Annotated in this window: 18 protein-coding genes; 7 read left to right on the forward strand and 11 right to left on the reverse strand. The window is 59.6% G+C overall.

Annotated elements, in window-relative coordinates; genetic code table 11:
- Nucleotides 1-28 precede the first annotated feature (28 nt).
- Nucleotides 29-628: a TetR family transcriptional regulator gene (locus HMPREF2614_RS08700; protein ID WP_210384476.1), complete on the forward strand. Its 600-nt coding sequence runs from the start codon at nucleotides 29-31 to the stop codon at nucleotides 626-628.
- A 161-nt stretch (nucleotides 629-789) separates the two neighbouring features.
- A complete protein-coding gene (locus tag HMPREF2614_RS08705) occupies nucleotides 790-1,761 on the forward strand; it encodes an N-acetylmuramoyl-L-alanine amidase (protein WP_083300222.1) in 972 nt (323 codons plus the stop codon).
- Nucleotides 1,762-1,842: 81 nt separating this feature from the next.
- On the opposite strand, the gene HMPREF2614_RS08710 is transcribed toward HMPREF2614_RS08705, so the two are convergent.
- Both HMPREF2614_RS08710 and HMPREF2614_RS08715 read right to left on the reverse strand, forming a co-directional pair.
- Nucleotides 1,843-3,894 carry an acyl-CoA dehydrogenase family protein gene (locus tag HMPREF2614_RS08710; protein ID WP_070560727.1) on the reverse strand — a complete coding sequence of 684 codons (2,052 nt, stop codon included), beginning with the start codon at nucleotides 3,892-3,894 and terminating at the stop codon, nucleotides 1,843-1,845.
- A 214-nt stretch (nucleotides 3,895-4,108) separates the two neighbouring features.
- The gene (locus HMPREF2614_RS08715) at nucleotides 4,109-5,452 is read right to left on the reverse strand and encodes an MFS transporter (protein WP_038627490.1); all 1,344 of its coding nucleotides are present in this window, start codon (nucleotides 5,450-5,452) and stop codon (nucleotides 4,109-4,111) included.
- Between the two features lie 752 nt (nucleotides 5,453-6,204).
- Here HMPREF2614_RS08715 and HMPREF2614_RS08720 point away from each other — a divergent pair.
- Nucleotides 6,205-7,494, forward strand: coding sequence for an MFS transporter (locus tag HMPREF2614_RS08720; RefSeq protein WP_070560729.1), 1,290 nt, complete (start codon nucleotides 6,205-6,207; stop codon nucleotides 7,492-7,494).
- A 129-nt stretch (nucleotides 7,495-7,623) separates the two neighbouring features.
- Nucleotides 7,624-8,589, forward strand: coding sequence for a GDP-mannose 4,6-dehydratase (locus HMPREF2614_RS08725; protein ID WP_070560996.1), 966 nt, complete (start codon nucleotides 7,624-7,626; stop codon nucleotides 8,587-8,589).
- A 61-nt stretch (nucleotides 8,590-8,650) separates the two neighbouring features.
- Here HMPREF2614_RS08725 and HMPREF2614_RS08730 read toward each other — a convergent pair whose 3' ends face one another.
- From HMPREF2614_RS08730 to HMPREF2614_RS08760, 7 genes are all read right to left on the reverse strand, one after another.
- Nucleotides 8,651-9,646 carry a DsbA family protein gene (locus tag HMPREF2614_RS08730; RefSeq protein WP_070560731.1) on the reverse strand — a complete coding sequence of 332 codons (996 nt, stop codon included), beginning with the start codon at nucleotides 9,644-9,646 and terminating at the stop codon, nucleotides 8,651-8,653.
- A gap of 49 nt (nucleotides 9,647-9,695) precedes the next feature.
- Nucleotides 9,696-10,118 (reverse strand): DUF2304 domain-containing protein, encoded by a 423-nt coding sequence (locus tag HMPREF2614_RS08735; RefSeq protein ID WP_038627495.1) that lies wholly within the window; start codon nucleotides 10,116-10,118, stop codon nucleotides 9,696-9,698.
- Nucleotides 10,115-10,807 carry a glycosyltransferase family 2 protein gene (locus tag HMPREF2614_RS08740; protein WP_038629309.1) on the reverse strand — a complete coding sequence of 231 codons (693 nt, stop codon included), beginning with the start codon at nucleotides 10,805-10,807 and terminating at the stop codon, nucleotides 10,115-10,117. Before HMPREF2614_RS08740 ends, HMPREF2614_RS08735 begins: the two co-directional genes overlap by 4 nt.
- A gap of 23 nt (nucleotides 10,808-10,830) precedes the next feature.
- Nucleotides 10,831-11,652 (reverse strand): glycosyltransferase, encoded by an 822-nt coding sequence (locus HMPREF2614_RS08745; protein ID WP_048732306.1) that lies wholly within the window; start codon nucleotides 11,650-11,652, stop codon nucleotides 10,831-10,833.
- Nucleotides 11,653-11,732: 80 nt separating this feature from the next.
- On the reverse strand, nucleotides 11,733-13,082 hold the full coding sequence (locus HMPREF2614_RS08750; protein ID WP_070560734.1) for a lipopolysaccharide biosynthesis protein: 1,350 nt from the start codon (nucleotides 13,080-13,082) through the stop codon (nucleotides 11,733-11,735).
- A gap of 18 nt (nucleotides 13,083-13,100) precedes the next feature.
- On the reverse strand, nucleotides 13,101-14,561 hold the full coding sequence (locus tag HMPREF2614_RS08755; RefSeq protein ID WP_070560736.1) for a M1 family metallopeptidase: 1,461 nt from the start codon (nucleotides 14,559-14,561) through the stop codon (nucleotides 13,101-13,103).
- Between the two features lie 10 nt (nucleotides 14,562-14,571).
- Nucleotides 14,572-16,746 (reverse strand): prolyl oligopeptidase family serine peptidase, encoded by a 2,175-nt coding sequence (locus tag HMPREF2614_RS08760; protein WP_083300224.1) that lies wholly within the window; start codon nucleotides 16,744-16,746, stop codon nucleotides 14,572-14,574.
- Nucleotides 16,747-16,828: 82 nt separating this feature from the next.
- On the opposite strand from HMPREF2614_RS08760, the gene lpdA reads away from it, so the two are divergent.
- A complete protein-coding gene (gene lpdA, locus HMPREF2614_RS08765; protein WP_038629314.1) occupies nucleotides 16,829-18,244 on the forward strand; it encodes a dihydrolipoyl dehydrogenase in 1,416 nt (471 codons plus the stop codon).
- Between the two features lie 213 nt (nucleotides 18,245-18,457).
- Here lpdA and ramB read toward each other — a convergent pair whose 3' ends face one another.
- Nucleotides 18,458-19,882, reverse strand: a complete 1,425-nt coding sequence (ramB, locus tag HMPREF2614_RS08770; RefSeq protein WP_038629316.1) for an acetate metabolism transcriptional regulator RamB — start codon at nucleotides 19,880-19,882, stop codon at nucleotides 18,458-18,460.
- A gap of 215 nt (nucleotides 19,883-20,097) precedes the next feature.
- A complete protein-coding gene (gene aceA / locus HMPREF2614_RS08775; RefSeq protein WP_038627503.1) occupies nucleotides 20,098-21,390 on the reverse strand; it encodes an isocitrate lyase in 1,293 nt (430 codons plus the stop codon).
- A gap of 1,017 nt (nucleotides 21,391-22,407) precedes the next feature.
- On the opposite strand from aceA, the gene HMPREF2614_RS08780 reads away from it, so the two are divergent.
- Nucleotides 22,408-24,618 carry a malate synthase G gene (locus HMPREF2614_RS08780; RefSeq protein WP_070560738.1) on the forward strand — a complete coding sequence of 737 codons (2,211 nt, stop codon included), beginning with the start codon at nucleotides 22,408-22,410 and terminating at the stop codon, nucleotides 24,616-24,618.
- A gap of 357 nt (nucleotides 24,619-24,975) precedes the next feature.
- Nucleotides 24,976-25,749 (forward strand): HAD family hydrolase, encoded by a 774-nt coding sequence (locus HMPREF2614_RS08785; RefSeq protein ID WP_187402734.1) that lies wholly within the window; start codon nucleotides 24,976-24,978, stop codon nucleotides 25,747-25,749.
- The last annotated feature ends 1 nt before the right edge of the window (nucleotide 25,750 follow it).

The raw sequence follows: 25,750 nt of genomic DNA on the forward strand, positions 1-25,750 counted from the left end.
ATAGTGTTCCGTTTGTTAGGATGCAAGTGTGAGACAAGATGCAGTGATGAACAGTGATGCCATCGTGGAAGCAGCGCGAAAACTCTTGATAGAGCAAGGAGCCGGTGTATCCATGCGTGCGATTGCCAGGGAGGCCGGTGTCGGTGTAGCTACGGCAAGCAGGCACTTTCCCAGCAGGATTGAGTTTCTCGGCGCAGTCGGTGCTCGTGTTGCAGCTGATATCGACAGGATTACTGAGGCAGCCGTAGCTCAGTTTGACGACGATCCGGACGGCGCTTGGCACGAAGCAGTCCACGCGATCGCGGAATTAAGTGTTGCGGCACTTGCCCAGGCATTATTCAGCGATTTCAGTACCAGTTTGGGGAGCGAGGCGAAAAAGATTGATGGCATTATCGAAAAGCGAATGACGGAGTTGCGTCAGAGCTATACGCGACTGCTGGATAAGGCAAAAGCAGCTGGGCTATGCCCGGAGGGCGTTGCACCGCTTGATTTCCACCTTGGGCTCGCTGTGGTGTCGCGTCCCCTTCCTAACTCTGCAGCGGTCGAGCAGTACTTTCCCGGTGTGCAAGAAAAGCTTGTGGACTTAATGCTTACGGGTTTGGCAGCACAGGCGAAGGGGAATCACTAAACCCCTCGGTGATAAGTGCTGAATAATCTTGCACACGTCCCGACGTGCGGTGATTCCCCGAAACGAAGGGGGAGGAAATCTCGGAGCCGGCGACTCTCAATCGAGTGTTTGCTACTGTTATTCAACACATGGCAGGTATGCGGAAACTAGGAGAACGCACTATGCGGCAGCCCGGACACCAGGGACTAGCAGTGCAGCGATCAGCAAGACGACTAGCTGTGGCTTTGGTGGCTGCGGCAATCTTGCCAGCCGGTCTTGTAGCTTGCACCATCGACACGGAGGCTTCCAACGCAGGAAGCGCTCAGCAGGCTGCGTCTACGGAAACGCAAACGTCGTTGGCAGCTGAAGAAGAGGCCATGCAGATGCCGAATCCCACTCCGCCGAATGAGGAGTCTGCAATGTCTGATTCTGCTAACCCCGACGCGGTCGCTCCGGGCGATGCACCACAACAGCAAGCTAATCGCGCTACTTCGCGTGCCGACGGTTCCAGCGCTGTAGCTGGCAAGGTCATCTACCTCGATCCGGGACACGCCGGCACCCCACCACCTGCCGACTTGATGGTCACTGACGGCCGCGGTGGCCAGAAGCCATGTAATACCTCCGGTACCGCTTCCAACGACGGCTTCCCGGAGCACGAGTTCAATTGGCTGATGGCGCAGGAAATCAAGCAGCTGCTCGAACAGCGCGGTGCTCAGGTGCTGCTCAGCCGCGAGGATGACACCGGTCGTGCAGATTGCATCGATGCCCGTGCAGAGAAGGAAAATGCCTCCAACGCCGATGCCGTGGTGAGTCTTCACGCTGACGGCGCTGGAGAGGGCAACCGTGGATTCCATGTGTCTGCGATTTCGCAGCCGCTCGCCAATAATGACGAGCAGGGATCTACCGCGCTGGCAACCGCCCTGCGCGATGCTTTCGTCGCAGCCGGTTTTGCTCCATCCAACTATCTCGGCAGCGAAGGACTGAATCCACGCGCAGACCTCACCGGACTCAACCTATCGACGAAGCCAAAGGCACTGGTCGAATACGGCAACATGCGTGATAGCAGCGACATTGCCCTCTTGACCTCCAACGAAGGCCGTCAGCGCTTGGCAGAGGCCACTGTGGCTGGGCTGGAAGGTTTCTTGGCGCAGTAGCCAACCTGCTCATCCAGGCCGTAGCTACCTCACACCAGTCACCGCCACAGCAGCCACCACAGCGGCCAACCGGCCAACCCGCTAACTAGCTGGGTTGGCCTTAGCCTTCGGCGTCATCGCGCCGTAAGGCTCCATCATGGGGATATCCAGCATGGTGCTGGGGACACCGAAGGCGTCGACAAGCACCTCAGACCAGGGGCCAAGGGAATCAACAAGATCGGCCAAGCCCGCCCGCGCGCCCTTGGTGCGAGTACCGGTGAGCAGTGACTGCTCCAAGAACCAGCCGGCGTTATCGCAGACGACCGACAGGAAGAACACATCACGAACCTGCTCGAGCACTTCTTGAGAGCGCTCATCTGTGAGTGTGGATTCGGCTTCGAAGAATGCTTCCAAAATCATGCGATCTATATGTGCCCACGCGCAGGAAACCATGTGGTCCTGGACCTTGTCCACCAGCTTCGCGGCCTCTTCCACAGGCAGTTTCCGCGCCGGGCGCAGCCTGCGAGCAAGGGACTTGAGAAGTCGATTCTCGCGCTCGATGAGCAGTTGCATCTGGCTGGCGGGGTCAAAGAGCGAGGACTCATCAGCGTCAGTCAGCGCATCCAAGAGGTTCTGAACGACGGCGTCCGCACCAGTGCGACGGCGCAAAATACCACTGAAATTGTCGAGGCCGAAGCGCACCATTTCCAGGTTGGAAAAACTCTGTACCTCCCGGGCAAAACCACCTAAGAGTTCCTTGGTGACCAGCTGCAACATCACCACGTTGTCGCCCTCAAAGGTAGTGAATACGTCGGAGTCCTCTTTGAGAATGGTCAATAGGTTCTCTGCCATGTAGCCAGCTCCACCGGTGGCCTCACGCATCTCCTGGATGGCATCGGTGGCATGCGCGGTGTTCGCGACCTTCAATGCGGCGGCATGCGCTTCCGCTTCACGCAGATCGCGAGCCTGCTCCGGGGTTAGATTCGCCCGATCCAGCCCTTCCGCCTCGAGGTCGTGAATCCGCTTGATTAGCAGGTTGGTGGCAAATTGCAGACCGTACGAACGCGCAATGCGGGGGAGCAGTCGGATTCGGTGCTGGCGGTGCTCAATGAGTTTCTTTTCCGGCAGTGAATCGTCGGGAGCAAATTGGCGCCGCAAGTGGGCATACTTGGTGCCGATGGTCAGTGCGGTGCGGGTTGCCGCACCAGCGGCCGCACCGACTGTCACGCGGCCGCGCACGAGGGCACCGAGCATCGTGAAAAACCGTGCATTGGGGCTGTCAATATCGCTGGTGTACTCGCCAGCAGCTGACACATCTGCAAAACGGTTGAGTAGGTTCTCCCGCGGCACGCGGTAATGGTCGAACATGAGAGTGCCGTTGTCCACGCCCAAGAGGCCACCCTTGGTGCCGTGGTCGCCAATCGCAACCCCGTCGACAGGCGAACCGTCATCATTGCGGATCCGGGCAACAATGCAGTGCACGCCATGGGATTCTTCCTGCCCTGGTGTGTAGAGCTGGCAAAAGACCGCAGCCCAGCGCCCATCGCGCGCGGCGTTGCCCAAAAACCATTTCTCAGAGGAAGCTGTCGGCGAATTGAGGATGAATTCTTCCGTCTCAGGGTCGTAGTGCGCCGTGGTTTCGAGTGATTGCACGTCCGAGCCGTGGCCGCGCTCGGTCATCGCAAAGCAGCCGAGAGCCCGCAGCTCAATGAGGTCACGCACCAACTCGCCATGGCGCTCAGTCCCCAGGTTGCTGACAGCGCCGCCGAAAAGGCCCCACTGCACTCCGGACTTCACCATCAACGACAAGTCGGTGTGGCCGAGCATTTCAATCCCGGAGAGGGTCCCACCGGTATCTCCTGTGCCGCCCTGGTCAGTGCGGAAAGCGCCATAGGGCATGCCGGTCTTAAGCACCTTGGACAACGCCTCGGTGGTGTGCTGCCTGGCCTCATCCACGGTCAGCCCAGAGGTGGGCCGCAGGGAGGGGTCTTCTAAAAGGGCGCGGACATCAGCGCGCGCCTCGGGGAAATAGCCGTCCAGAACCTTTTGCAGTGCGCCTGCCACTTCTGGTTCAGGTTGGGAGGGGAGTGTCTTCGGAGCGTCGGTCGAGCGCCGGCGGGGGATTCGCGTGGAGCTGGAAGAAGTCTGTGCCATAACCCAACGTTAATGGGATATCTGGGGCTTATCAGTCGCTTTCGACTGAGAAACTCATGAGGAAATCCGGACCGAGAAAAGAGAAAACAGGTTACCGGGAGAAAAAGAAGGTGGAAACGCAAGAGCCGTCGTCAAGCAAATGCTGTGTTGTGCAATGCTTGACGACGGCTTACGTAATCAACCCTCGGTGGGGCAGATCCCTTAGCTGTGGGAACTAGACGCGCGACTTAACTTCGTCGAGGTTAGTTTCCGGGTGCTCGATCAGGTCTCGGTCTTCGAGACCCTTCGGAAGCAGGAACAGGGCAATCAGTGCCGGGATAGCCATGGCCATCAGGTAGACGGAGATGTAGAACGGGTTGCCGGTGGCGTCCATAATCATCTGGGCAATCATCGGAGCGAATGCGCCACCCAGGACCGCGCCGATGGCGTAAGCGATGGAAGCGCCGGAGTAGCGGACCTCAGCCGGGAACATCTCGGAGTACATGGCCGGCTGCGGACCGAAGGTCAGGGCCAGCGGCAGGGTGAGAACTGCGACGGTCATGATGTACAGGAACGGACCCTTATCCAGGAGGTTCCACATGACGGCCTCCCAAATCATAATCACGACGTAGCCGATGATGAAGGTCTTAGCGCGGCCGATGCGGTCGGACCAAGCGCCAGCAATGAACATGAAGATGGTCCAGCAGATACCGGCGACGAGAGTACCGGTCCATGCAACGGTTGCCGGGTAGCCCAGTGTCTTCTGTGCGTAAGCGCCGAAGAATGCAATCACGAGGTAACCGGTAGCCTGCTGGGCAGCGAAGATCAGGGCACCCTGGATGACCTTGCCCCAGTGGTTGCGGAAGAGCTCTGGCAGCGGAGCGGAGCGCTCGGCGGACTCAGCCTGCATAGCCTGGAAGACCGGGGACTCGTCGACGCTGCGGCGAATCATGTAACCAATCAGAACCAGGATGAAGGACAGCAGGAACGGCACACGCCAGCCCCACTCCATGTAGGCTTCCTCGCCGACGATTGCCATAACAATCAGCATGGTGCCGGTAGCCAGGGTCAGACCCAGCGGAACACCGGCCTGCGGGAATGCGCCGTAGAGACCGCGCTTTTCCTTCGGAGCGTACTCCACGGACATCAGGGCTGCGCCGCCCCATTCACCGCCGGCGGAAATACCCTGGAAGACTCGGAGCAGAACCAGCAGGATAGGTGCTGCGATGCCGATTGACTCATAGGTCGGCAGCAGGCCGATGCAGAAAGTAGCTGCACCCATACCGATGAGGGTGAAGACCAGAATCATCTTGCGGCCGTAACGGTCACCGATATGGCCGGCGACGATAGCGCCAAGCGGGCGGAAGAGGAAGGAAATACCCAGGGTTGCCCAAGCGAGGACCTGGGCCACCTGTGGATTCGACTGTGCAGCAGGCTCGATGAAGTGCGGAGCAAGCACGATAGCTGCGGCCTGAGCGTAAATCAGGAAGTCATAAAACTCGATGGTCGTACCCACGAGAGTTCCCGTGAGCACCTGACGGCGCTGCTTGGGATCATTCGCGATGATCGAAGTAGTCATAAAAAACAAGACTTTCTTTACATACCCGTCCGCACGGCCATCGAGGACCTTGGTGATCTCAGCGGTCGCGCAGAAATCGCCCCAGGTTTTTCTCAGCCAGCGCTTGGGGAAAGGACAGAATGTTTGACGGTGTCGAATTCTTACACAGCCAGACCGGTAGCGACCAGCGTTTGAACTTCAGCGAGCGGTGACAAAAAGTGAACAACGGGGGTAATGGGGGTCGGTGAATGGCGGTAGATTTCCTTTGTTTGTGACCGATTTATTTATACGCATGCCTGAAATAGGCGGATTCGGGGGTGTGCAAAAGGGGGTGTGTTGGGCACTACTTAACGACGGGCTGTTTCTGGCTCAATTTGCGCGACCTAGTGGGCGTCTAGGCGTGAGATTGTCTTAAATAGGGGAAATCTGCGTTTTATAGCTGTTCGACTACCCCCACATTGAACTAATTTGTAATTATATATTCAGAAGTTGTGTGAATGATGTGGCAAAAGTGGCTCAAGGTACGGAAAAAGTAACAGAACAATAACGATGTAGTGTCGAAAAGGGCACTGCCCCCGGATGGGGCAGGGAAGCAAGGTCGGCAACATGCCACCCCGAGACGGGGGTGTGAGCCCCAGGTTTCAGGGGCATTTTGGGGCGGTGGTAGTGCCAAGCGCTGAAGCTCCCTCGGCACACCTCTTGTGGTTAGTTCCGGTGGCTTAAATTTCCACCATTGTGCGTAAGGCGCTGGGGACCGTCGTAAAGTAAACGACATGTCTTCTCACGCAGGAACTAACGGCAATGAAAATGAGGTACCTCACGGCAGGGCCAAATCCAATAAGGGCACGCCGTTGTGGTTGCTCGCCGCAATTGCAGTTTTCGCCGTCGCGTGGGGTGGCAACGAATTCACGCCGCTGATGGTGATGTACCGCGAAAATGCCGACCTGGCGCCGGTGTTCATTGACCTTCTATTGCTGGTCTACGCCCTCGGCATCGCGCCGGCACTGCTGATTTCTGGCCCAATCTCGGACCGTATCGGCCGTAAGCCGGTGATGCTCGCCGCGCCGGTTCTCTCGATTCTGGGGTCGACTCTTATTGCGTTGGGCGAGACTACCGCCCCGCTTATCCTCACTGGTCGCTTTATCTCTGGCTTGGCAGTCGGCATTGTCATGGCCGTGGGCGGCTCGTGGGTAAAGGAGCTCTCCGATCCGCGCTTTGACCCCAAGGCCAAGTCAACCTCGGGCGCGAAGCGTCAGTCCATGGCTCTGACCTTGGACTTTGGTCTGGGTGCGGGAATTGCCGGCACGCTAGCGCAGTTCGCACCGCTGCCGGGGCAGCTGGCTTATATCATCCACATCCTGATTTCTATCCCGACAATCTTCGGTCTATTGGCTGTGCCGGAGACCCGCCAGTCGCCGCACCTGGGCGGCAGCAACGCTCCACGCGAGACGCTCTTGGAGTCCCTGCGTACCCCTTCGGTAACTAACCGTCGCTTCCTGCTCGTCGCCGCGATGGGAGCTCCGTGGGTCTTCGGTGCAGCCGGTGTTGCCTACGCAATCATTCCGTCGTTGCTGCAGGACCACGTCTCCCAGCCAGTGTTCTACTCCGCGATGGTCACACTGTTCGCGCTACTCTGCGGTTTTGGTATTCAGCAGATTGGTCCACGCTTTGTGACCGAGCACAACGCCCGCGGTTCGCTAATCGCAATTGGCATCGTGGTTATCGGCATGGGAATGGCCGCATGGATGTCCACCAACCCCACCGCAGTGACGGCGTTCATTGCAGCGCTGGTGTTGGGCGCCGGCTACGGTCTGTCCATGTTTACCGGCCTCAACGAGGTACAGCGCATCGCTGGCCCACGCGATATGGCTGGTCTGACCGGTATCTTCTACTGCCTGACCTACATTGGCTTCGCATTCCCGGCAATTCTGACCAAGCTCTCCGAGTCCATCTCCTGGATGACCTACCCGGTCATGCTCGGTGGCGGTATGGTCATCGCCATCCTGATGGGCTTGGTTATTTTCTTCAATTCCACTGTCAACCTGCCACAGCGCGCTGAGTAATCTCGCATTCCTCGGGAGACTAATCAACCCCGTCAATGTGAGGTTGGCACACGTATAAGCGGTTTTCCTTACTAAGCGCCTATAGTTCTTCCTATGGAGAAGCACAAGAACGAATCACCGGCCACCGCGATGACAGAATCGTCGGCAAGCGCGAAACCGCGCGCGCTGGTGACGGGTGGTGCGGGATTTATCGGTTCGACGCTGGTTGACCGGCTACTGGCTGAAGGGTACGCGGTCACGGCGCTGGACGATCTCTCCCACGGAAAGCTGGAAAACCTCCAGCAGGCATCGCTTAACGACGATTTTGAGTTCATAACCGCCGATGTGCTGGAGGTGGACTGGGACGAGCTGCTCGAGCAAAGCGGCCCGGAGGTTATTTTCCACCTCGCAGCGCAGATTGATGTGCGGATTTCCGTGGCCGACCCGGTGCGAGATGCGACGCTGAACATCATTGGCACAATCAAACTTGCCGATGCGGCCCGAAAGCACGGTGTCCGCAAGGTTGTGTTTACATCGTCGGGCGGTTCCATCTACGGCACGCCGGAGGAGCTTCCGGTGACGGAAAATGTGCCGGTCAATCCGATGAGCCCCTATGCCGTCTCAAAGGCAACGGGCGAACTGTACTTGAATATGTTCCGCAATCTTTACGGGCTCGAATGCTCGCACATCGCGCCGGCGAATGTGTACGGCCCGCGGCAGGATCCGCACGGCGAGGCCGGTGTGGTGGCTATTTTCGCTCAGCGACTGCTGGCGGGAGAGCCAACCAAGGTATTCGGTGACGGAGGAAATACCCGCGACTATGTCTATGTCGACGATGTGGTGGATGCTTTCTACCGCGCATCCGGCGAGGTCGGTGGTGGAATGCGCTTTAATATTGGCACCGGCGTAGAAACCTCGGATCGGCAGCTGCACTCGTTGGTGGCGCAGGCTGCGGATGCCGAGGATAATCCAGAGTTTGCACCGCCGCGCACTGGTGATGTGGCGCGGTCGGCGTTGGATCCCACGCGGGCGCGTGAGGTACTCGGCTGGGAGCCAGCTATGAGTATTCAGGAGGGCGTTGCCCGTACTGTGGAGTACTTCCGGAATCAGGGCTAGCGCAACTTGCGCGGGTGGCTTCGTGCACTCGCCCGCGTAAGTTAGCAGCGAGTCAGCCAGGTTACTTGCCAGCTTCCTCCGTGCGCTTGGCGTGGATGAGAGCCAGCTCGATATTGTCCTCGAACACATCGACAGGCTGTGCGCCCGAGACGAACTGAGTACCAACGAGGAAGCCTGGAGTACCGGAAATGCCCAGCATGGAACCGAACTGGGTGGCATTCTCGACCGCCTCGGTCCACTTGCCGTCCTTAAGCTCCTTTTCAAAGCGCTTCATGTCCGGCACACCGGCCTCACGAGCGACGGCAATCAGTTCCTTTTCAGTGAACTCCGGGTGGCCCTGGCCCTTCTCGCCGGCCTTCTTAAACAGCGCACGGGAGAATTCCCAGAACTTGCCCTGAGCTGCCGCGGCACGGCCGGCCTCAGCGTCCTTGATGGCCTTCTCGCCATTGATGGCCATGTCGTTCCACTCCAGGCGGACCAGTCCCTCATTGACGTACTTTTCCACGAGGGCAGGCTCGGTTTCGTTTGTGAACTTCGCGCAGAACGGGCATTCGAAGTCCGAGTAGATCGAGATTACGACCGGCGCATCCACTGCACCGAGAGCAAAAGGATCATTTTCATTGCGGCGGTGGACATTGTCCATATCCTCCGGGGACTTTAGCTGCGCTCCCGCCTTTGGGCCGTAGATGCTGGCGTCGAAAGAGCCATTCGGGCCAGGTACAGGCGCAATTTCCCCCTTGCCTGGTGCAACGCCCGCCATGTTGACGGTGCTCACGCCGTTGAAGCTAGCCGAACGCGAGCCAGCGAAGAAGCCCGCTGCGCCGACAACGATCAATGCTACGACAGCTAGCGCCCATGCGGCGTTCGGAATCGAGTACCACGACTTGGTTTTTCCATCACTGTCGGCAGACCAGGACTCCAAGTCCTGCTCAGTGGGTACCGGCTGAGAAGCCTGCTGGGGTTCCTGCTGTGTCCCCTGCGGCGCTGCGTCTGCCGAGGGCTGCTGCGAATCGTTGCTGTTGTCAGCGGCGATGTTGTCCTTATTTTCTTCGCTCATGGCTTCTATGGAACCACAGCCTCAGATTCACATGCGCTTAGCGTGCCGATTAGTCGGACGGAGCGTTGTTCTCGACGTTTGTCGCGCTGTCTTTTTGGCTGCTGTTCTGGCTGCCCGAAATCACAATTTCTTCTTCCGGACGCACAGCGGTCTTCAAGGCCACTGCACGAGCCAGTCGTGCGTAGCGCAGCTCCTGTTCGCGGAAGCGGATGTAGGACGACACCGTGGTAAACACGAACGCCAACACCAGTACGTAGAGCAGCAAATCGGTGCCTCGGTTCACACCAATCCAGTTGGCCACCACGGTCAGATCGTCGGGACGCACGATTGCCCACAGGCACGCGATGACGAAAACGACGAATCCCAGTTTCACGCCCGCCTTGGCGCGCGCTTTACGACGGTTAGCGACGAAGTAAGCCACCAGGCCCACCATCGCCAGCAGCAAAATAATTTGAACGATGGATGCGGTCATGGCAGCCTCTTCGAGATCAGGGAGTCGGCAAGGATATTGACACCGTTGAACAAGGATTGCCCTTTGGACATGGAGTATTCCGTGTAGAGGATATCCACCGGCTGCTCAGCGGTACGCCAGCCTCTGCTGTCCATGACCTCGACAAATTCGGAGGCATGGCTCATGCCGTTCATGCGCAGGTTCAGTTGCTCTGCCACCGTGCGGTTGAAGGCGCGCAGGCCGTTGTGGGCGTCGGTAAGCCCGAGTCGGCGCGTGCGTGGTGACAACATGACTACCGTCTTGAGGACAATTCGCTTAATCAGCGGCACCTGGTCATCCTCGGCGCGAGGGCGGCCGAAACGGGTTCCCACAATGATGTCGATTGGTTCGGTGCGCAGTCGCTGCACCATAGCGACGACGTCCTTGACCTGGTGCTGGCCATCGGCGTCGAAGGTGACAAAGTACTTCGATCCAGCCTGCGCGCGAGCGTATTCCACGCCGGTCTGGATAGCGGCACCTTGACCCAAATTGACAGGGTGGTTGACCAGGTGAGCGCCGGCCCTGTGGATCTCCAGGCTGGAGTTATCCGAAGAGCCGTCGTTGACCGCGACAATGTTGGGGAAGGTCTCGCGAGCGTGCTCGAGAACCTCACGAATAACCTGGCCCTCGTTGTAGCACGGCACAATCAGCCAGGTGTCCGAGAAATCCATGTTGTCAGTCATCGCTCCGAAGCCTACCGCACAAACAATCGTCGATATGCGCGTGACATGAGCTGAGTTGGCAAAAGTCGGAAAAGTGTCCGCACCGCCAAGTTAAACACCGCCCGCGGCCGGGAAATCAGTCCCTCAGCTACCAGCGTGCGCTGGAGCTGGCGTTCACCGCGGATGATGCCGCGCGAGGTCCGCCGCTCGAACATGCCGTCGGCGCGGAAGTACACCAGCGGCTCGGGCAGATTCTCAAACTTCGCGCCGGCGGCCATGAGGCGCACCCAGAGGTCATAGTCTTCCATCAGACGGATGTCGCGATACCCGCCGACCTCACGCACCTTCGCCGTGCGTAGCATCGAGGAGGGGTTATTTACAGGCGAATTGATCTTGATATAACGCGCAATTTCGGCGTGCGTCTGCGGCAGAGTCCGCACGCGCACCACATTGTTCGGCGTGCCCTCGAACTCCGCCATTGCACTGCCCAATACATCCAACTCCGGGTCAGCGGTCAGCGCGTCCCACTGCTTTTCAAATCGGTCCGCACGCGCAATATCGTCCGCATCCAGCCGCGCCACCCATGGTGTTTCCACCAGCTGAAGACCCGCCTGCGAAGCCACTCCCGAGCCACCATTTTCCGCACACCGCAGCACTGTCATCTCCGAATGCGCCTGTTCATGCTTGACGACGACCCGGTCGAGTTCCTGCCCAATCGGGCCATCGATGACCACAATGACGTGCGCGGCCGGACGCGTCTGGTTCCACAGCGACTGCAGCGCAGTATCGAGCTGGTCGGGGACGACGCGGTGGTAGACGGTCATGAGAACCGTGAGGTTAGTGATGGTGGACATGTGAGTCTCGAACCTTGGGAGTTGCAGGGGGATATGGACGGTGCTTTTTTTTTGGGGGGGGGCATCGGATGCGGGTGGTGTTATTCCACCGCAAAAGCCTCCGATACGGCTGACCTGGCAGCACGTGGGGAAAGTGTGCGTAGCGCAAGCAGGTGAATGACAACACCTACTACAGAGCCTACGGCGATAGCTGCGACCGTGCGTACCGACAGGTGCCCAGGGAGGAAGAGAATGGCAACGGCAATCGTGGTCGCAGCCAACCAACCGATCAGATACATATGGTGCTTCTCCACTGCCAAGGTGACCGAGCCGGTAATCATCAACATGGCGGTCAACGTCGCACCGAGCGTCAGCGCCGCGAGCACCGGCCCGGACACATGATAGCTATCGTCCAGGATGAGAGTCATGATCCACGGGCCGATGAGCCATGCCAGGCCCGCCCCGAAGGTGCCGAAAGCAGCCAGCGCCCCCAACGGCTTGGCCAGCGCTGTCAGCACGCCCTCGGAGCGATGCCGGACAAAGCTCACAATGATGGCGTTTTGGAACTTCTCCAAGGGCATGAGCAGCGGAGCGCGGGTCAGCGTTACGGCGTAGGCGATACCCGCAATGGTCACCGCTGCGGTGAAGTTGTTGGCATGCGGCGGGGTAAGCGATTCGGCTATCCCGGCGCCAGTGGTGACCGCTTCGCCGGCAATCTTCACGATTGTCGGAAAACCTGTGACCAGCACAGCAGATGCGCCAGATGCGCCCATGGCCGTGACCATGAGAGTGACGAAGCGGCGCACCGGGACGTCGGCACGCGCAAACATGACCGAGCGGGTTGCCGAGGAAAACAGCGCGAGAATAAGCCAACTGACAGTGCCGAACACCGTGATAATCAACCAGGCCAGCAGGCCCCAGCCGAAGTACCAGGCGATGAGTGCCAGCGCCACGCGCACGAGAATGTCGATCATGATTAGTGCAGCGTAAGGGCCCCACAGTTGGCGGCCGCTGAGCAGACCCGAGGTGGTGGCCTGCATGGAGTACAGAGCAAGGCCACAGGCCATGAGCAGAATTGCAGTGCCGGCGTCATCCTGCACGACCAGTGGGGCCCACAGCGGACCTGTCACTGCCATAGTGATGAAAGTAACTGCGGCGACGCCCAGGGAAACTGTGATGGGGCGAGCGCCGAGAGTTTGACCTGCTTCCGAGGCTTCCCGCTCCCGCCCCTGATCGTGCTCCCGATCCCGCGACTCCGCAGCGCCGATTGCACGCGTGGTCTCCTGCATCAGCCCGCCGAGAACACCCGTGAGCGCGAAGAACAGTCCCCAAAACGCCACGAACTGCAGATTTACTGCATTGGGAAGTGCGCGGGCCGAGATAATCAGCACCGCGAAGCTGCCTATCGCGGCGACAATCGTGGCCAGCGACAACCATTTGAAACCGGACATTGACAGGCCTCTAGCTCTCTAATCCTTGGCCTTCGAGTAGCCGAGCTTTGCAAACTGAGCAGCCAGCTTCTCGTCCACGATTGGAGCACCATTATCGCCGATGCCCTGGTCAGCAGGGGAGCGCGTTGGGTCAGTGGGGAAGTCCGGCAAGGAGCTGCGTGACAGCCAGGAGTCAAAGATGACATCCAGGTGCGAGGTGGTGATGCCACGCTCACGGCACACGCGGTTGGCCAGTGCGCGGAAGTCCACTGCATCGACCACACTGTGGCGGTTAGTGGTGGTCCACTTGCGCACCAGGTCGAAGAACACTTCGTCGCCCAGCAGCAGACGCAGAGCGTGCACAGTTAGCGCGCCGCGCTTGTACAGACGGTCGTCGAACATCAGCTTTGGCCCTGGGTTGGCGATGACGATGTCCTGCTCTTCCTCAAGCAGATCCAGGTAGTGCTTGCGGGCGTGCACATCCGCGCTGGCACCACCGCTGACCTCGGACCACACCCACTCGGAGTAGCAGGCAAACCCTTCGTTGAGCCAGATATCACGCCACTGCGAAATGCCAACGCTGTTGCCGAACCACTGGTGCGACAACTCGTGAGCAATCAGTCGATTCCACGTGTCCTTGCCGTCGGCGTGGTTGGCACCGAAGATGGAAAGCCCCTGAGCTTCAATGGGGATCTCCAGGTCATCCTCACAAATGACCACCTGGTAGGCGCGGAAGGGGTAAGGGCCAAAGAGCTTGGCGAATTCATCGAGCATGCGCCCCTGATCGCGGAAGTCATGGCGAGCATTGGCCACCAGCTCAGAGGGCACCCAGGCCACCACAGTCGAGGTTTCACACGGCAGCTCGACCTTCTTAAACTGGCCGACATTGATGGTGGCCAGGTAGGAGGCCATGGGCTCCTCGGTGACAAACCGCCAGCGGCGGCGCGATCCGCCCACGTTCACCGGAGCGTCGGCAAGCCCTGGTGCGACGACCTCGTAGGGAGCGTCGGTGACCATCGTGAACTCGTAGAATGCCTTGACCTCGGGATCGTCATCGCAGGGGTACCACGACGCCGCGCCCACCGGCTGCGATGCCACGAGCGCACCGTTTTCCAATTCCTCCCAGCCAATTTCGCCCCACTTCGAGCGCACCGGACGTGGCGTGCCCGAGTAAGTGACAATCAGCCGCAGCGTCTCGTCGGGAGCCAACTCGCGGTCAAAGGTGGCGCGCAGCTTACGACCCGAATGGCGCCAGCGCTTCACATCGATTGAGTGTGCCTGCGAATCGGAAATCGCATCCACCGAATCGACCCCCAGCGCATCCGCAAAGTCGAGCGTGATGTGCGAGGTCCAGGCGTTGATCTCGATATGCAGAGTCGCCGTCGCCTTCAGACGATTCGGCCCGACCCGATAGTCGAGGTCCAGCTCGTATTTGTTCACCCGGAAACCCAGGTTGAACGCGATACCGGTATATGGATTAGTGAAATCAGCGCTACTCACGGCTGTTACCTTACTTGAGCTTGTTCCACAGCCACGTAGATATGAGTGCCTCGACGAACGCGACCTGCGAATTATCCGCTGCGCCCGCGTGCCCGCCCTCTGTGTTTTCGTGATAGTCCACCGGCTGTCCCGCCTCTTCCAGCAGCCACGCCAGGCTCCGCGCATGCGCCGGGTGGACACGGTCGTCCCTGGTGGAAGTCGTAATCAACGCCGGTGGGTAGGCGCGCTGCTCTCGCTTGACGACGCGCTGGACCGGCGAATACTGCGCAATCGCAGCCCGCTCGGTGGGGTCGTCCGGGTTTCCATACTCGGCCATCCACGAGGCTCCCGCGGACAGCCTGTGATAGCGCATCATGTCCGCCAGCGGCACCTGGGACACCACTGCGCCCACCAACTCCGGGTAGGAAGTGAGACAGACAGCGGTCAGCAGCCCGCCGTTGGAGCCGCCACGTACGCCCAGCTGCTCGCGCGTGCAGTAGCCGCGTTCAACCAGGTCGCGCAGCACGGCCTGATGATCCTCATACACCCTCATCCGCTCAGTCTTGACCACCGAGGAGTGCCAGGTCGGTCCGAATTCGCCACCACCACGCAGGTTGGCCTCCACGAAGTAACCGCCGCGCTCGAGCCAGGTTAGCCCACGAATCGCCGAGTACTGTGGGACCAGAGAGACCTCGAAACCGCCGTAGGCATGCACGAGGGTAGGGGCTGGGTTCGGCGCAGGTGTGTCTGTGGTTGTCTCCGCGCCTGTGCCATCACCTGTACCAGCGCCCGCCTCCGCGCTGAAGCGGCCGGTGATGCGATACGGAATGCGCGTGCCATCGGCCGAGGTCGCCCAGTGCTGGCGTGTCTCCATCCCCTCACTGTCGAAGAGCGCCGGAGCACGCCGCACTTCCGTGAGCGGGCTGCCGACTTGCCCGTACCAGAGAGTTGCCGGCTGCGTTGCCGAGGTCGACACCAACCAGATCTCATCATCGCGTTCAGAGGCCGTATCAATCACGCTCACAGTGGCCTGTGCAGGTAACTCGACGAAGGTTTCCACCGGCTCCCACGAGTCCTCCCGCAAGACAACCAACTTCGTCGCGACATCCTCCAACAGCGTCAGCACCAGGAAGTTCTTCGTCCACGCGAGCTGCTGGAATGACGTGTGCGCATCAGGGGTGAAAATCACCTCCACCTCACGCGAGCCCGCCAGCCACTTTTCTAGCTCCACAACAGCCACGCCACCAGCCGGAATGCCGTTGAACTCCGTGCGCGGCATCAGCACCAGCCACTGCCTATGGACACTCGTCCGGCAGTCCTGCGGCACCTCCAGAATCTGCAGCGAAAAGTCCCCATTCTGCTGCGCCGCCAACTTGCCCGAACGCTCCGCTGCCACGAACCGCTGCGAATTATAAAAATCATGCGCACGCTCGACAAACAGCCGCTCGAAACCCTCCGTCGCGTCGAACCAGCCACCCACGGCCACATCATCACTGTGGCCCGAGAAAATCACATCCGCGCTTGACGACGGCATGCCGCGCCGCCACCTACGTACCTGCCGAGGGTAGCCCGAATCCGTCAGTGACCCCGGACCAAAATCACTGCCAGCGAGAATCTCGTCACGGCCCAACCAACAGACATCGGACTTCGCCTCCGGGAGGTAGAACGGCTCATCCTCGACAAAAGTGCAGTTGACGAGGTCAAACTCCCGCACCACGGTGGCATCGGCGCCGCCGCGAGAGAGCAGAATTAACGCGCGGTCGTAATCCGGATAACGGCACACCGTGCCTTTCCAGACCCAGTTTTCTCCCTCGGCTTTCGCCAGCGCATCGAGGTCAATCAGTACTTCCCACTCGGTCGCCTGCGGATCTTCCTGGCCAGCCAGATAGCTCTGCAACGAGGTGCGCCGCCACAGGCCCCGCGGATGCCCGGCATCCCGCCAGAAGTTATAGAGGTACTCGCCGCGCCGCACCGGATACGCGATCCGGGCATCGGTGTTGAGCGCAGTCAGGATGCGTTGTTCCAGGTTGGTGCGGTCGCTGGTGTCGTCGGCAAGCGAATCGACGCCTGCGACGGTGGCCTCCGACTGCGCGCGAGCCCACGTCAGCGCCTGGGAGCCGTCGATATCGTCCAGCCAATCGGGGACAAGGTCAGTGGAGAGGAAGGAGAAATCGTTGCCCAAGTCGGTGTCCGTGTCGGTGCCCATGCCCACCACCGTAGCCGACCGCAGTAGGTAAAACCGGGACTCGCGCGTGAAGTAAAGACAAGTCGTGCGTAGACTTGTGCACGTGGCTGAACATTTTGATCTTGTAGTACTCGGCGGCGGTCCTGGCGGATACGTCGCAGCAATCCGTGCATCCCAGCTGGGTCTGAAGACCGCTGTGGTGGAGAAGCAATACTGGGGCGGTGTCTGCCTCAACGTTGGCTGTATCCCATCCAAGTCTCTGTTGAAGAACGCCGAGGTGGCGCACATTTTCAACCATGAGGCTAAGACCTTCGGTATCTCCGGCGATGTCTCCTTTGACTTCGGTGCCGCACACGCGCGTTCGCGCAAGGTGTCCGCGGGCATTGTCAAGGGTGTTCATTTCCTGATGAAGAAGAACAAGATCACCGAAATCAACGGTTTCGGTGAATTCACTGGCCCGACCTCCATGGCCATCACTGATGGCGATGACGAAGGCAAGGAAATTACTTTCGATAAGGCGATTATTGCGACCGGCTCTGTCGTCCGTTCCCTGCCGGGCGTTGAGGTCGGCGGCAACATCGTTTCCTACGAAGAGCAGATTCTCTCCGACGAGCTGCCGGACTCCATGGTTATCGTCGGCGCTGGCGCCATCGGTATGGAGTTCGCATACGTCTTGGCCAACTACGGCGTGGATGTCACCATCGTCGAGTTCATGGACAACGTTCTACCGAACGAGGACGCAGACGTCTCCAAGGTTATTGCCAAGGAATACAAGAAGCTGGGCGTCAAGCTCATGACTGGACACAAGACCACCTCCATCGTGGACAATGGTGACTCGGTTGAGGTCAAGGTCGAGGCCAAGGATGGCGGCGACGAGCAGACTCTGACCGTCGACCGCGTTATGGTCTCCATCGGCTTCGCACCGCGCACCGAGGGTATCGGCCTGGACAAGGCTGGTGTTGAGTTGGGCGAGCGCGGCGAGATTGTCATCGACGAGTACATGCGCACCAACGTCGATAACATCTACGCCATCGGTGACGTCACCATGAAGCTGCAGCTGGCACATGTCGCTGAGGCACAGGGCGTTATTGCAGCTGAGCACATGGCGGGTCACGAGACCGAGACTATCCCGGACTACAACATGATGCCGCGCGCAACCTTCTGTAACCCACAGGTTGGTTCCTTCGGTAAGACCGAGGCACAGGCCAAGAAGTGGGCAGAGGAGAACGGTCGCGAGATTAAGGTCTCCACCTTCCCGTTCTCTGCCAACGGTAAGGCGCAGGGTCTGGCGGAGCCGGTTGGTTTCGTGAAGCTCATTGCAGATGCCGAATACGGCGAGCTGCTGGGTGGCCACATGGTGGGCGCCAACGTTTCCGAGCTTATGCCGCAGCTGGTTCTGGCGGAGAAGTACGAGCTGACCACTGAGGAAATCGGCCGCGCCGTTCACATTCACCCGACCATGTCCGAGGCCATGAAGGAAGCAGCCGAGGGCGTTATGGGCAAGATGATTAACCTGTAAGAGGTTGTGGCTTTGGCCTAGGGCCAGTTTTCGCTGGTCCCGGCTCAGGTAGATACGAGTTAGTTCTTAAGTTTATGACAGTTTGACCGTGAAAATCGGTGCGAAAGTGTCATAAACTTAAGCACTTTCTTTTTTGGGGTCTTCTTCTTTGAGGCATCCTGCGCAAACCAAGCCCCCGCAAACAGGCCGACCCTGCGCCCGTCGTAAAGCGAATTAGTACGGTGAGACGGTGGAGCGGTGCATGTTGATGTCGATATCCCGATGAATCGGCGGGAACGCGCGCTGCGGACATGCCTCGCGGGAGCAGACCCTGCAGCCGGCACCGATCGGAGTGGCGGCGTCGAGGTCCGCGAGATCGAGACCATCGGCGTACACGGTGCGCTCAGCGTGACGGGCCTCGCAGCCCAAACCGATGGCAAAAACCTTACCTGGCTTGCCGAAACGTGCCGCGTGATGTTCCACGGTCCGCGAGATCCACATGTAGGGCCGACCATCCGGCATGAGCGCGACCTGCCGCATGACTTTGCCGGGATAGGAGAAGGTCTCGTAGACGTTCCACAGTGGGCAGGTACCGCCCGAATGCGTGAAGTGGAAGCCCGTGGCGGATTGGCGTTTGGACATGTTGCCCGCGCGGTCGACGCGCACGAATGTCCACGGGATACCGCGCAGGCTGGGACGTTGCATCGTGGACAGTCGGTGGCAGATGGTCTCGTAGCCCACGCCGTAAGTGCGCGACAACAGCTCGATGTCGTAGCGTTTCGACTCAGCCATCGCATGGAACGACTCATACGGCAGAATCAGCGCCGCCGCGTAGTACGTCGCGACTCCGCGCTGCGCCAGCTTCCGCGACTCCTCCGACATGAAATGCCCGGACGCGACAGCCTCGGAAATGGTCTCGCCCTGCTCCAAAAACCCCAGCTCCGTGGCCATGCGGAAGGCCCGCTGCCCCGGCGAGAGGTGCCGCGCGAGGTAGAGCGTCTTCGTCCGCCGATCAAGGCTGTGCTGCACATCGCCTAACGACGATTCCAGCGCAATCCGAATCCCATGGTCGTTGGACAGCCTGTCGGCCAGCACAGAGACCACATCGGTGGTCTCGTCGGTGATGCGCAGCTCGCGAGCCAGCTCCTCGGCGGCGGTGTCGACCGAAGCGATGTAGTTCTGGCGGGCATAGAAGTAGTCGCGGACTTCCTCGTGTGGCATGGTCAGCGCCTGTGAGCCGGAGGCGGTGTCGGTGCTGTTGCCGAAGTTGCGCTCTTCGGTGGCCAGGGAGAGTTTGTCGGTGACGTTGCGGTAGCGGCGGTGGATGTCCACCATGATGCGGGCGATGTCGGGGTGGTCGCGGACCATTTCCGAGATTTCCTGCAGGTCCATGGGGGACTTGGCGATCTCTTTGTCCATCACCACATCTTGGACCTCAGCGAGGAGGCGGGAGTCGTCATCGCGGGAGAAGAAAGTCGCGTCAACGCCGAATGTGTCCGTGATACGAAGCAGAACAGGAACGGTCAGTGGGCGGACGTCGTGCTCGATCTGGTTGACGTAACTAGCCGAGAGGCCCAACGCCTGCGCGAGCGCGGCCTGGCTGAGGTCGCGCTCGCGGCGGAGCTGGCGGAGGCGGGATCCGACATAGGTTTTCGACATACTGCCCAGCATATCGCGGGCTTTGCTGAATTTGTGTAGAAAACCGTTGCAAGCTTTGCTTGCGTGTGTAGGCGCTCAGGTTCTCTGGCACGCTTCACGACGGCCCGGAGTCGACACGTCGATGAACGCACAAAAAACACCCAGCGAAAGCTGCAGGTGCAGCCCTCGCTGGGTGTTGAAGCTAGGTCTTAGACCTAAGCCCTAAGCCGGGTGACTTAGAACTGGCCCTCCTCGGTGGAGCCCTTCAGGGCGGTGGTGGAGGAGTTCGGGTCGACGGTGGTGGCGATGCGGTCGAAGTAGCCAGCGCCAACCTCGCGCTGGTGCTTGACAGCGGTGAAACCGCGCTTCTCGGCAGCCTCGAACTCGCGGTTCTGCAGGTCGACGAATGCGGACATCTGCTCGCGAGCGTAGCCGTAAGCCAGGTCGAACATGCCGTAGTTCAGGGCGTGGAAGCCAGCCAGGGTGATGAACTGGAACTTGAAGCCCATCTTGCCCAGCTCGTTCTGGAACTTGGCAATCTCGTCCTTCTCGAGGTGAGCGGACCAGTTGAAGGACGGGGAGCAGTTGTAAGCCAGGAGCTGGTCCGGGTACTCAGCCTTGACGCCCTCAGCGAACTTCTTAGCCAGCTCGAGGTCCGGAGTACCGGTCTCCATCCAAATCATGTCAGCGTACGGAGCGTAGGACTTCGCACGATCGATGCACGGCTCCAGGCCGTTCTGGACGTGGTAGAAGCCCTCGGAGGTGCGGTCGCCGGTGATGAACTTCTGGTCGCGCTCATCAACATCGGAGGTGATGAGGGTGGCGGCCTCAGCGTCGGTGCGGGCGATGATGACGGTCGGGGTGTTGGAGACGTCAGCAGCCAGGCGAGCAGAGGTCAGGGTACGGATGTGCTGCTGGGTCGGGATCAGGACCTTGCCGCCCAGGTGGCCACACTTCTTCTCGGAAGCGAGCTGGTCCTCCCAGTGGGTACCAGCGGCACCAGCGTTGATCATGGCCTTCTGCAGCTCGTAGACGTTCAGAGCGCCACCGAAGCCAGCCTCACCGTCAGCGACGATCGGCAGCAGCCAGTTGTCGACGGAGTCGTCGCCCTCGATGCGAGCAATCTCGTCTGCACGGAGCAGAGCGTTGTTGATGCGGCGAACGACGTTCGGCACGGAGTTAGCCGGGTACAGGGACTGGTCCGGGTAGGTGTGGCCGGAGAGGTTAGCGTCACCAGCAACCTGCCAACCGGAGAGGTAGACAGCCTTCAGGCCAGCGCGAGCCTGCTGAACGGCCATGTTGCCGGTCAGTGCACCCAGAGCGTTGATGTAGGAGTCGTCCTTAACGTTGACGCCTTCCCACAGGATCTCGGCGCCACGGCGAGCGAGGGTGTTCTCCTCGACGACGGTGCCCTGGAGCTCAGCAACCTGCTCAGCGGTGTAGTCGCGGGTGATACCTTCCCAGCGCGGGTTCTCGTCCCAATCCTTCTGGATTTCGGCGGCGGTACGTGCCTTACCAACGTTAGACATAAACGGAGTCACTTCCTTTTGCTTGCTTTTCGAACTCCGGGTGCTGACTTAAGAACAATTCCGACAGAACCGATCTACATGCTGACCCGATAGTGACCGCGGTGTCACGTGAATGCAGGGGGTGCTAGCAAAATGCCGTACCCCTGCACACAAACACGCGAACAAAAACAATGTCCGCTTCCGCGTGCCATGTCTCACATTTTGGGGCATAGCGCTAAGTTCGTCAAGCAACTCTGGATGTGAATTCAAGTATGTAACCCGGATAACACTTGTGAAGTTTGCAAACATTGCAATGTGTAGCTTGGCTTTAGCTATTTTTGCCTGTGACCGGGCGGTACATTCGTACTGTTATTTTCCTGTGATGGCCCCGTTAATAATGTTCCCCCCACTTTGGGGTGATTTATATTTTGGTAATTATCAAAGCTGGTCGTTAACAGTGTTTGGGGTTTAGGGGGTGATTCGCTACCCCCGAAATCGCGGCCGTAAAGGTAGAAACGGGCTTCTAAATACACTGCCGTTACACCGTCAATACCCCGCCGGAGCGTTCGTGGATGGTGGCCAGAGCTTCGGTTGCCATCTCGCTTTTATGGTCTGGTTTGAAGGTGGAGGCTGCCGCGACACGATTGGTTGGTGGCCGTTGATGTGCAGGTCGCAATAGTAAATGCCTGTGAGGCGCGACACTTTCCCATTGCGTGTGTTGTTTCGTGGCTGGAGGAAAGAGTGCGAGGGATGCTGCGGTCAAGGCGGGTGGGGAGAGCTGGTTGTGGAGTCGGGATTGAATGCCCGAATGGTCATCGGGGAGGGGTAGGGCCTGTTCGCGGGGTGCTCGTCGTAAAGCGAATGAAATAGCAAATGTGAGCGGCGCTATACCGGGCTGGCGGTTGGGGGTTATGAAAAAAGACGGTCCATAAGTGCGCCGAATCACATACAGTAGGGGAACAACGCATCCAGTGCGTGAGCCGCTGACGTGGCTGTGGCTGGATGGGCAAATTGCAATCAATAGTTTTGAGGAGAGCAATGGCACAGCGTATTTCGGCAGGTGGAATGCAGGTCGCGAAGGTTCTTTACGACTTTGTTAATGACACCGCACTCCCCGCCGCCGGCATTGAGGACAAGGACGCGTTCTGGAACGGCTTCGGTGACATTGTCGCTAAGTACACTCCGCGCAACCGCGAGTTGCTGGCCAAGCGCGATGAGCTGCAGGAAAAGCTCGACGCTTGGTACAAGGAACACCCGGGCAAGCAGAACCAGGATGAGTACGTCGCATTCCTGAAGGAAATTGGCTACCTCGTTGACAACCCGGGTGACTTCCAGGTCACCACCGAGGGCGTCGACACCGAGATTACTTCCACCGCTGGTCCGCAGCTGGTTGTGCCGGTCCTCAACGCCCGTTTCGCCATCAACGCTGCGAACGCACGCTGGGGCTCGCTTTACGACGCGCTGTACGGTACCAACGCTATTGCTGAAGATGGCGGTGCGGAGAAGGACACCCCGGGCTACAACAAGGTCCGTGGTGACCGTGTTATCGCATGGGGCCGTGACTTCCTGGACAAGGCTCTGCCGCTGGTTGACGGTTCCCACGCGGATGTCACCTCTTATGACATTGTCGACGGTCACCTGCAGGCAACCCTGGAGGGGGACGCTACCTCCGGTCTGCGCGAGCCGGAGACCCTGGTCGGCTACACCGGCGACAAGGACGCACCGGAGTCCATTTACTTCAAGCACAACGGTCTGCACATCCAGCTGCTGATCGATCCGGAGTCCCCGGTCGGCAAGACCGACAAGGCCGGCGTCAAGGACATCATCCTGGAAGCCGCTGTCACCAACATCATGGACCTCGAGGACTCTGTCGCCGCAGTTGACGCTGCAGACAAGACCCTGGGTTACACCAACTGGCTGGGCCTGAACGTCGGTGACCTCGCAGTCGAGTTCACCCGTGGCGGCAAGAAGCTGTCTCGTACCATCAACGACGACCGCACCTACACCGCGCTCGACGGTTCCGAGGTCACCCTGCACGGTCGTTCCCTGAACCTGATCCGTAACGTCGGTCACCTGATGCAGAACCCGGCCATCCTCGACCGCGACGGTGAGGAGATCTTCGAGGGCATCATGGATGCCGTCATCACCGCTGCTTGTGCAATCCCGGGCCTGGACCAGGACAACGCACGTAAGAACTCCCGTACCGGCTCTATCTACATCGTGAAGCCGAAGCAGCACGGCCCGGATGAGGCTGCATTCACCAACGAGCTGTTCGCTGATGTGGAGAAGCTGCTGGGTCTGCCGCACAACACCCTGAAGGTCGGCCTGATGGACGAGGAGCGTCGTACCTCCGTCAACCTGGACGCCGCCATCAAGGCTGTTTCCGAGCGTGTCGTTTTCATTAACACCGGCTTCATGGACCGCACTGGTGATGAGATCCACACCTCCATCCAGGCTGGTCCGATGTTCCGCAAGGCTGTTCAGAAGACCGCTCCGTGGATGCTGGCTTACGAGGACAACAACGTCGACTCCGGTCTGGCACACGGCCTGCAGGGCAAGGCTCAGATCGGTAAGGGTATGTGGGCTATGACCGAGCAGATGGCTGAGCTGCTGGAGCAGAAGATTGGTCAGCCGAAGCAGGGTGCTTCCACCGCGTGGGTTCCGTCCCCGACCGGTGGTGTGCTGCACGCTACCCACTACCACGAGGTTGATGTCTTCGGCGTTCAGGACAAGCTGCTTACCGACGGTCGCCGCGACACCTTTGGTGATCTGCTGACTATTCCGGTCGCGGCAGCTAAGGCTGGCGAGCCGGGCGCTGACTGGTCCGATGAGGACAAGGCTAACGAGCTGGACAACAACTGCCAGTCCATCCTGGGCTACGTTATCCGCTGGGTTGAGCAGGGTGTTGGCTGCTCCAAGGTGCCGGACATCAACGATGTTGACCTGATGGAGGACCGCGCTACCCTGCGTATTTCCTCCCAGACTCTGGCTAACTGGCTGCTGCACGGTGTTGTCACCGAGGAGCAGATTATCGATTCGCTTCAGCGTATGGCCGAGGTTGTTGACCGCCAGAACGAGGGCGATGAGGCGTACCTGCCGATGGCCCCGGACTTCGACAAGTCCATTGGTTTCCAGGCTGCCAAGGAGCTCATCCTCGACGGTGTCAACCAGCCGTCCGGTTACACCGAGCCGATCCTGCACCGCCGTCGCCTGGAGTTCAAGAAGCGCGAGGGCATCGACCAGGATTAATTCTGGGTCAGGCTAGGGTTAGCAGGCGACTGCCGAGCCGAACTAACTAAATAACCACCAAACTGCCGGTGTGTATGTGTTGTTGGCTGATTTCTAAAGCCAATTCCGTATATACCCGGCAGTTTGTTTTGCTGTGGTGGCTGCGCGTGCTTAGAGGGCGTGCGTTGGAACTACCCGAGTTGGAAGCACCCGCGGTGTGTGCACTGAGAGCCCCAACCGTTGCCAGTGTGTGGCACCTGCGCGCTCAGAATTTGAGATACCCGGGTTCACAAGCGGGCTAGGGGCAACGTTGCTAGCGTTGATTGAGAAGTTAATTGCGAATATGCAGTCTGCAACGTCCAAGGAGCTGCGACCCCCATGACTAATTCCACGACCGACAGTGCTATCAACCTTGCCAAGGCCAAAGAATTCCTCCATAGCGCGGGCGCAATCCTCTTTGACCTCGACGGAGTGATTACCCCTACCGCCGATGTGCACGAGCAGGCGTGGGCGGACATGTTTAGCGACTACTTTGAGCACAAGGGCGTCTCGGCCTACACAGAGGAGGACTATTTCACCTACCTCGATGGTCGCCGCCGCGATGAGGGCATCGCAGCAATCCTGGAATCTCGCGGCATCTCGCTGCCACACGGTAGCGATGAGGACACAGCGAAAGACGAGACGATTGTGGGGCTCGGGAAGCGCAAGAACGATGACTTCCTGGCGCGAGTCGAGAAAGGAATCGAGGCCTACCCGGGGTCGGTAGCGCTGCTCGACGAGTTACAGGGCGCGGGGGACTCGTCGGCAAGCGAAAAACCGCAGTTGGCGGTGGTCAGCTCGTCGAAGAACGCGGTGCCGGTGCTGACGGCCGCTGGGCTGCGTGAGCGGTTCGTGGAGATTGTTGACGGCGTGGTGGCGCACGAGAACAACCTGCCGGGTAAGCCAGCCGCCGATACTTTCGTGTACGCGGCGGAGAATCTGGGGGTGGCACCGCGCGATGCTGTGGTGGTTGAGGATGCCATCAGCGGTGTGCAAGCGGGTGCAGCCGGCGCATTTGGTCTGGTCATTGGTGTTGACCGCGGTGCTGGCGCAGAAGCGCTGCGCCGAGCGGGTGCCGACATTGTGGTCAGTGACTTGGCGGAACTCGTCTAGG

This window comes from Corynebacterium sp. HMSC074C11 (assembly GCF_001809455.1).
In the GTDB taxonomy this organism is placed as follows: Bacteria; Actinomycetota; Actinomycetes; order Mycobacteriales; family Mycobacteriaceae; genus Corynebacterium; species Corynebacterium amycolatum.

Bases quoted from the DNA above. Each gene is read 5' to 3' on its own strand.
- HMPREF2614_RS08705 (WP_083300222.1), top strand. From the start codon at position 790: ATGCGGCAGCCCGGACACCAGGGACTAGCAGTGCAGCGATCAGCAAGA.
- HMPREF2614_RS08710 (WP_070560727.1), bottom strand. From the start codon at position 3,894: ATGGCACAGACTTCTTCCAGCTCCACGCGAATCCCCCGCCGGCGCTCG.
- HMPREF2614_RS08715 (WP_038627490.1), bottom strand. From the start codon at position 5,452: ATGACTACTTCGATCATCGCGAATGATCCCAAGCAGCGCCGTCAGGTG.
- HMPREF2614_RS08720 (WP_070560729.1), top strand. From the start codon at position 6,205: ATGTCTTCTCACGCAGGAACTAACGGCAATGAAAATGAGGTACCTCAC.
- HMPREF2614_RS08725 (WP_070560996.1), top strand. From the start codon at position 7,624: ATGACAGAATCGTCGGCAAGCGCGAAACCGCGCGCGCTGGTGACGGGT.
- HMPREF2614_RS08730 (WP_070560731.1), bottom strand. From the start codon at position 9,646: ATGAGCGAAGAAAATAAGGACAACATCGCCGCTGACAACAGCAACGAT.
- HMPREF2614_RS08735 (WP_038627495.1), bottom strand. From the start codon at position 10,118: ATGACCGCATCCATCGTTCAAATTATTTTGCTGCTGGCGATGGTGGGC.
- HMPREF2614_RS08740 (WP_038629309.1), bottom strand. From the start codon at position 10,807: ATGGATTTCTCGGACACCTGGCTGATTGTGCCGTGCTACAACGAGGGC.
- HMPREF2614_RS08745 (WP_048732306.1), bottom strand. From the start codon at position 11,652: ATGTCCACCATCACTAACCTCACGGTTCTCATGACCGTCTACCACCGC.
- HMPREF2614_RS08750 (WP_070560734.1), bottom strand. From the start codon at position 13,082: ATGTCCGGTTTCAAATGGTTGTCGCTGGCCACGATTGTCGCCGCGATA.
- HMPREF2614_RS08760 (WP_083300224.1), bottom strand. From the start codon at position 16,746: ATGGGCACCGACACGGACACCGACTTGGGCAACGATTTCTCCTTCCTC.
- ramB (WP_038629316.1), bottom strand. From the start codon at position 19,882: ATGTCGAAAACCTATGTCGGATCCCGCCTCCGCCAGCTCCGCCGCGAG.
- aceA (WP_038627503.1), bottom strand. From the start codon at position 21,390: ATGTCTAACGTTGGTAAGGCACGTACCGCCGCCGAAATCCAGAAGGAT.
- HMPREF2614_RS08780 (WP_070560738.1), top strand. From the start codon at position 22,408: ATGGCACAGCGTATTTCGGCAGGTGGAATGCAGGTCGCGAAGGTTCTT.
- HMPREF2614_RS08785 (WP_187402734.1), top strand. From the start codon at position 24,976: ATGACTAATTCCACGACCGACAGTGCTATCAACCTTGCCAAGGCCAAA.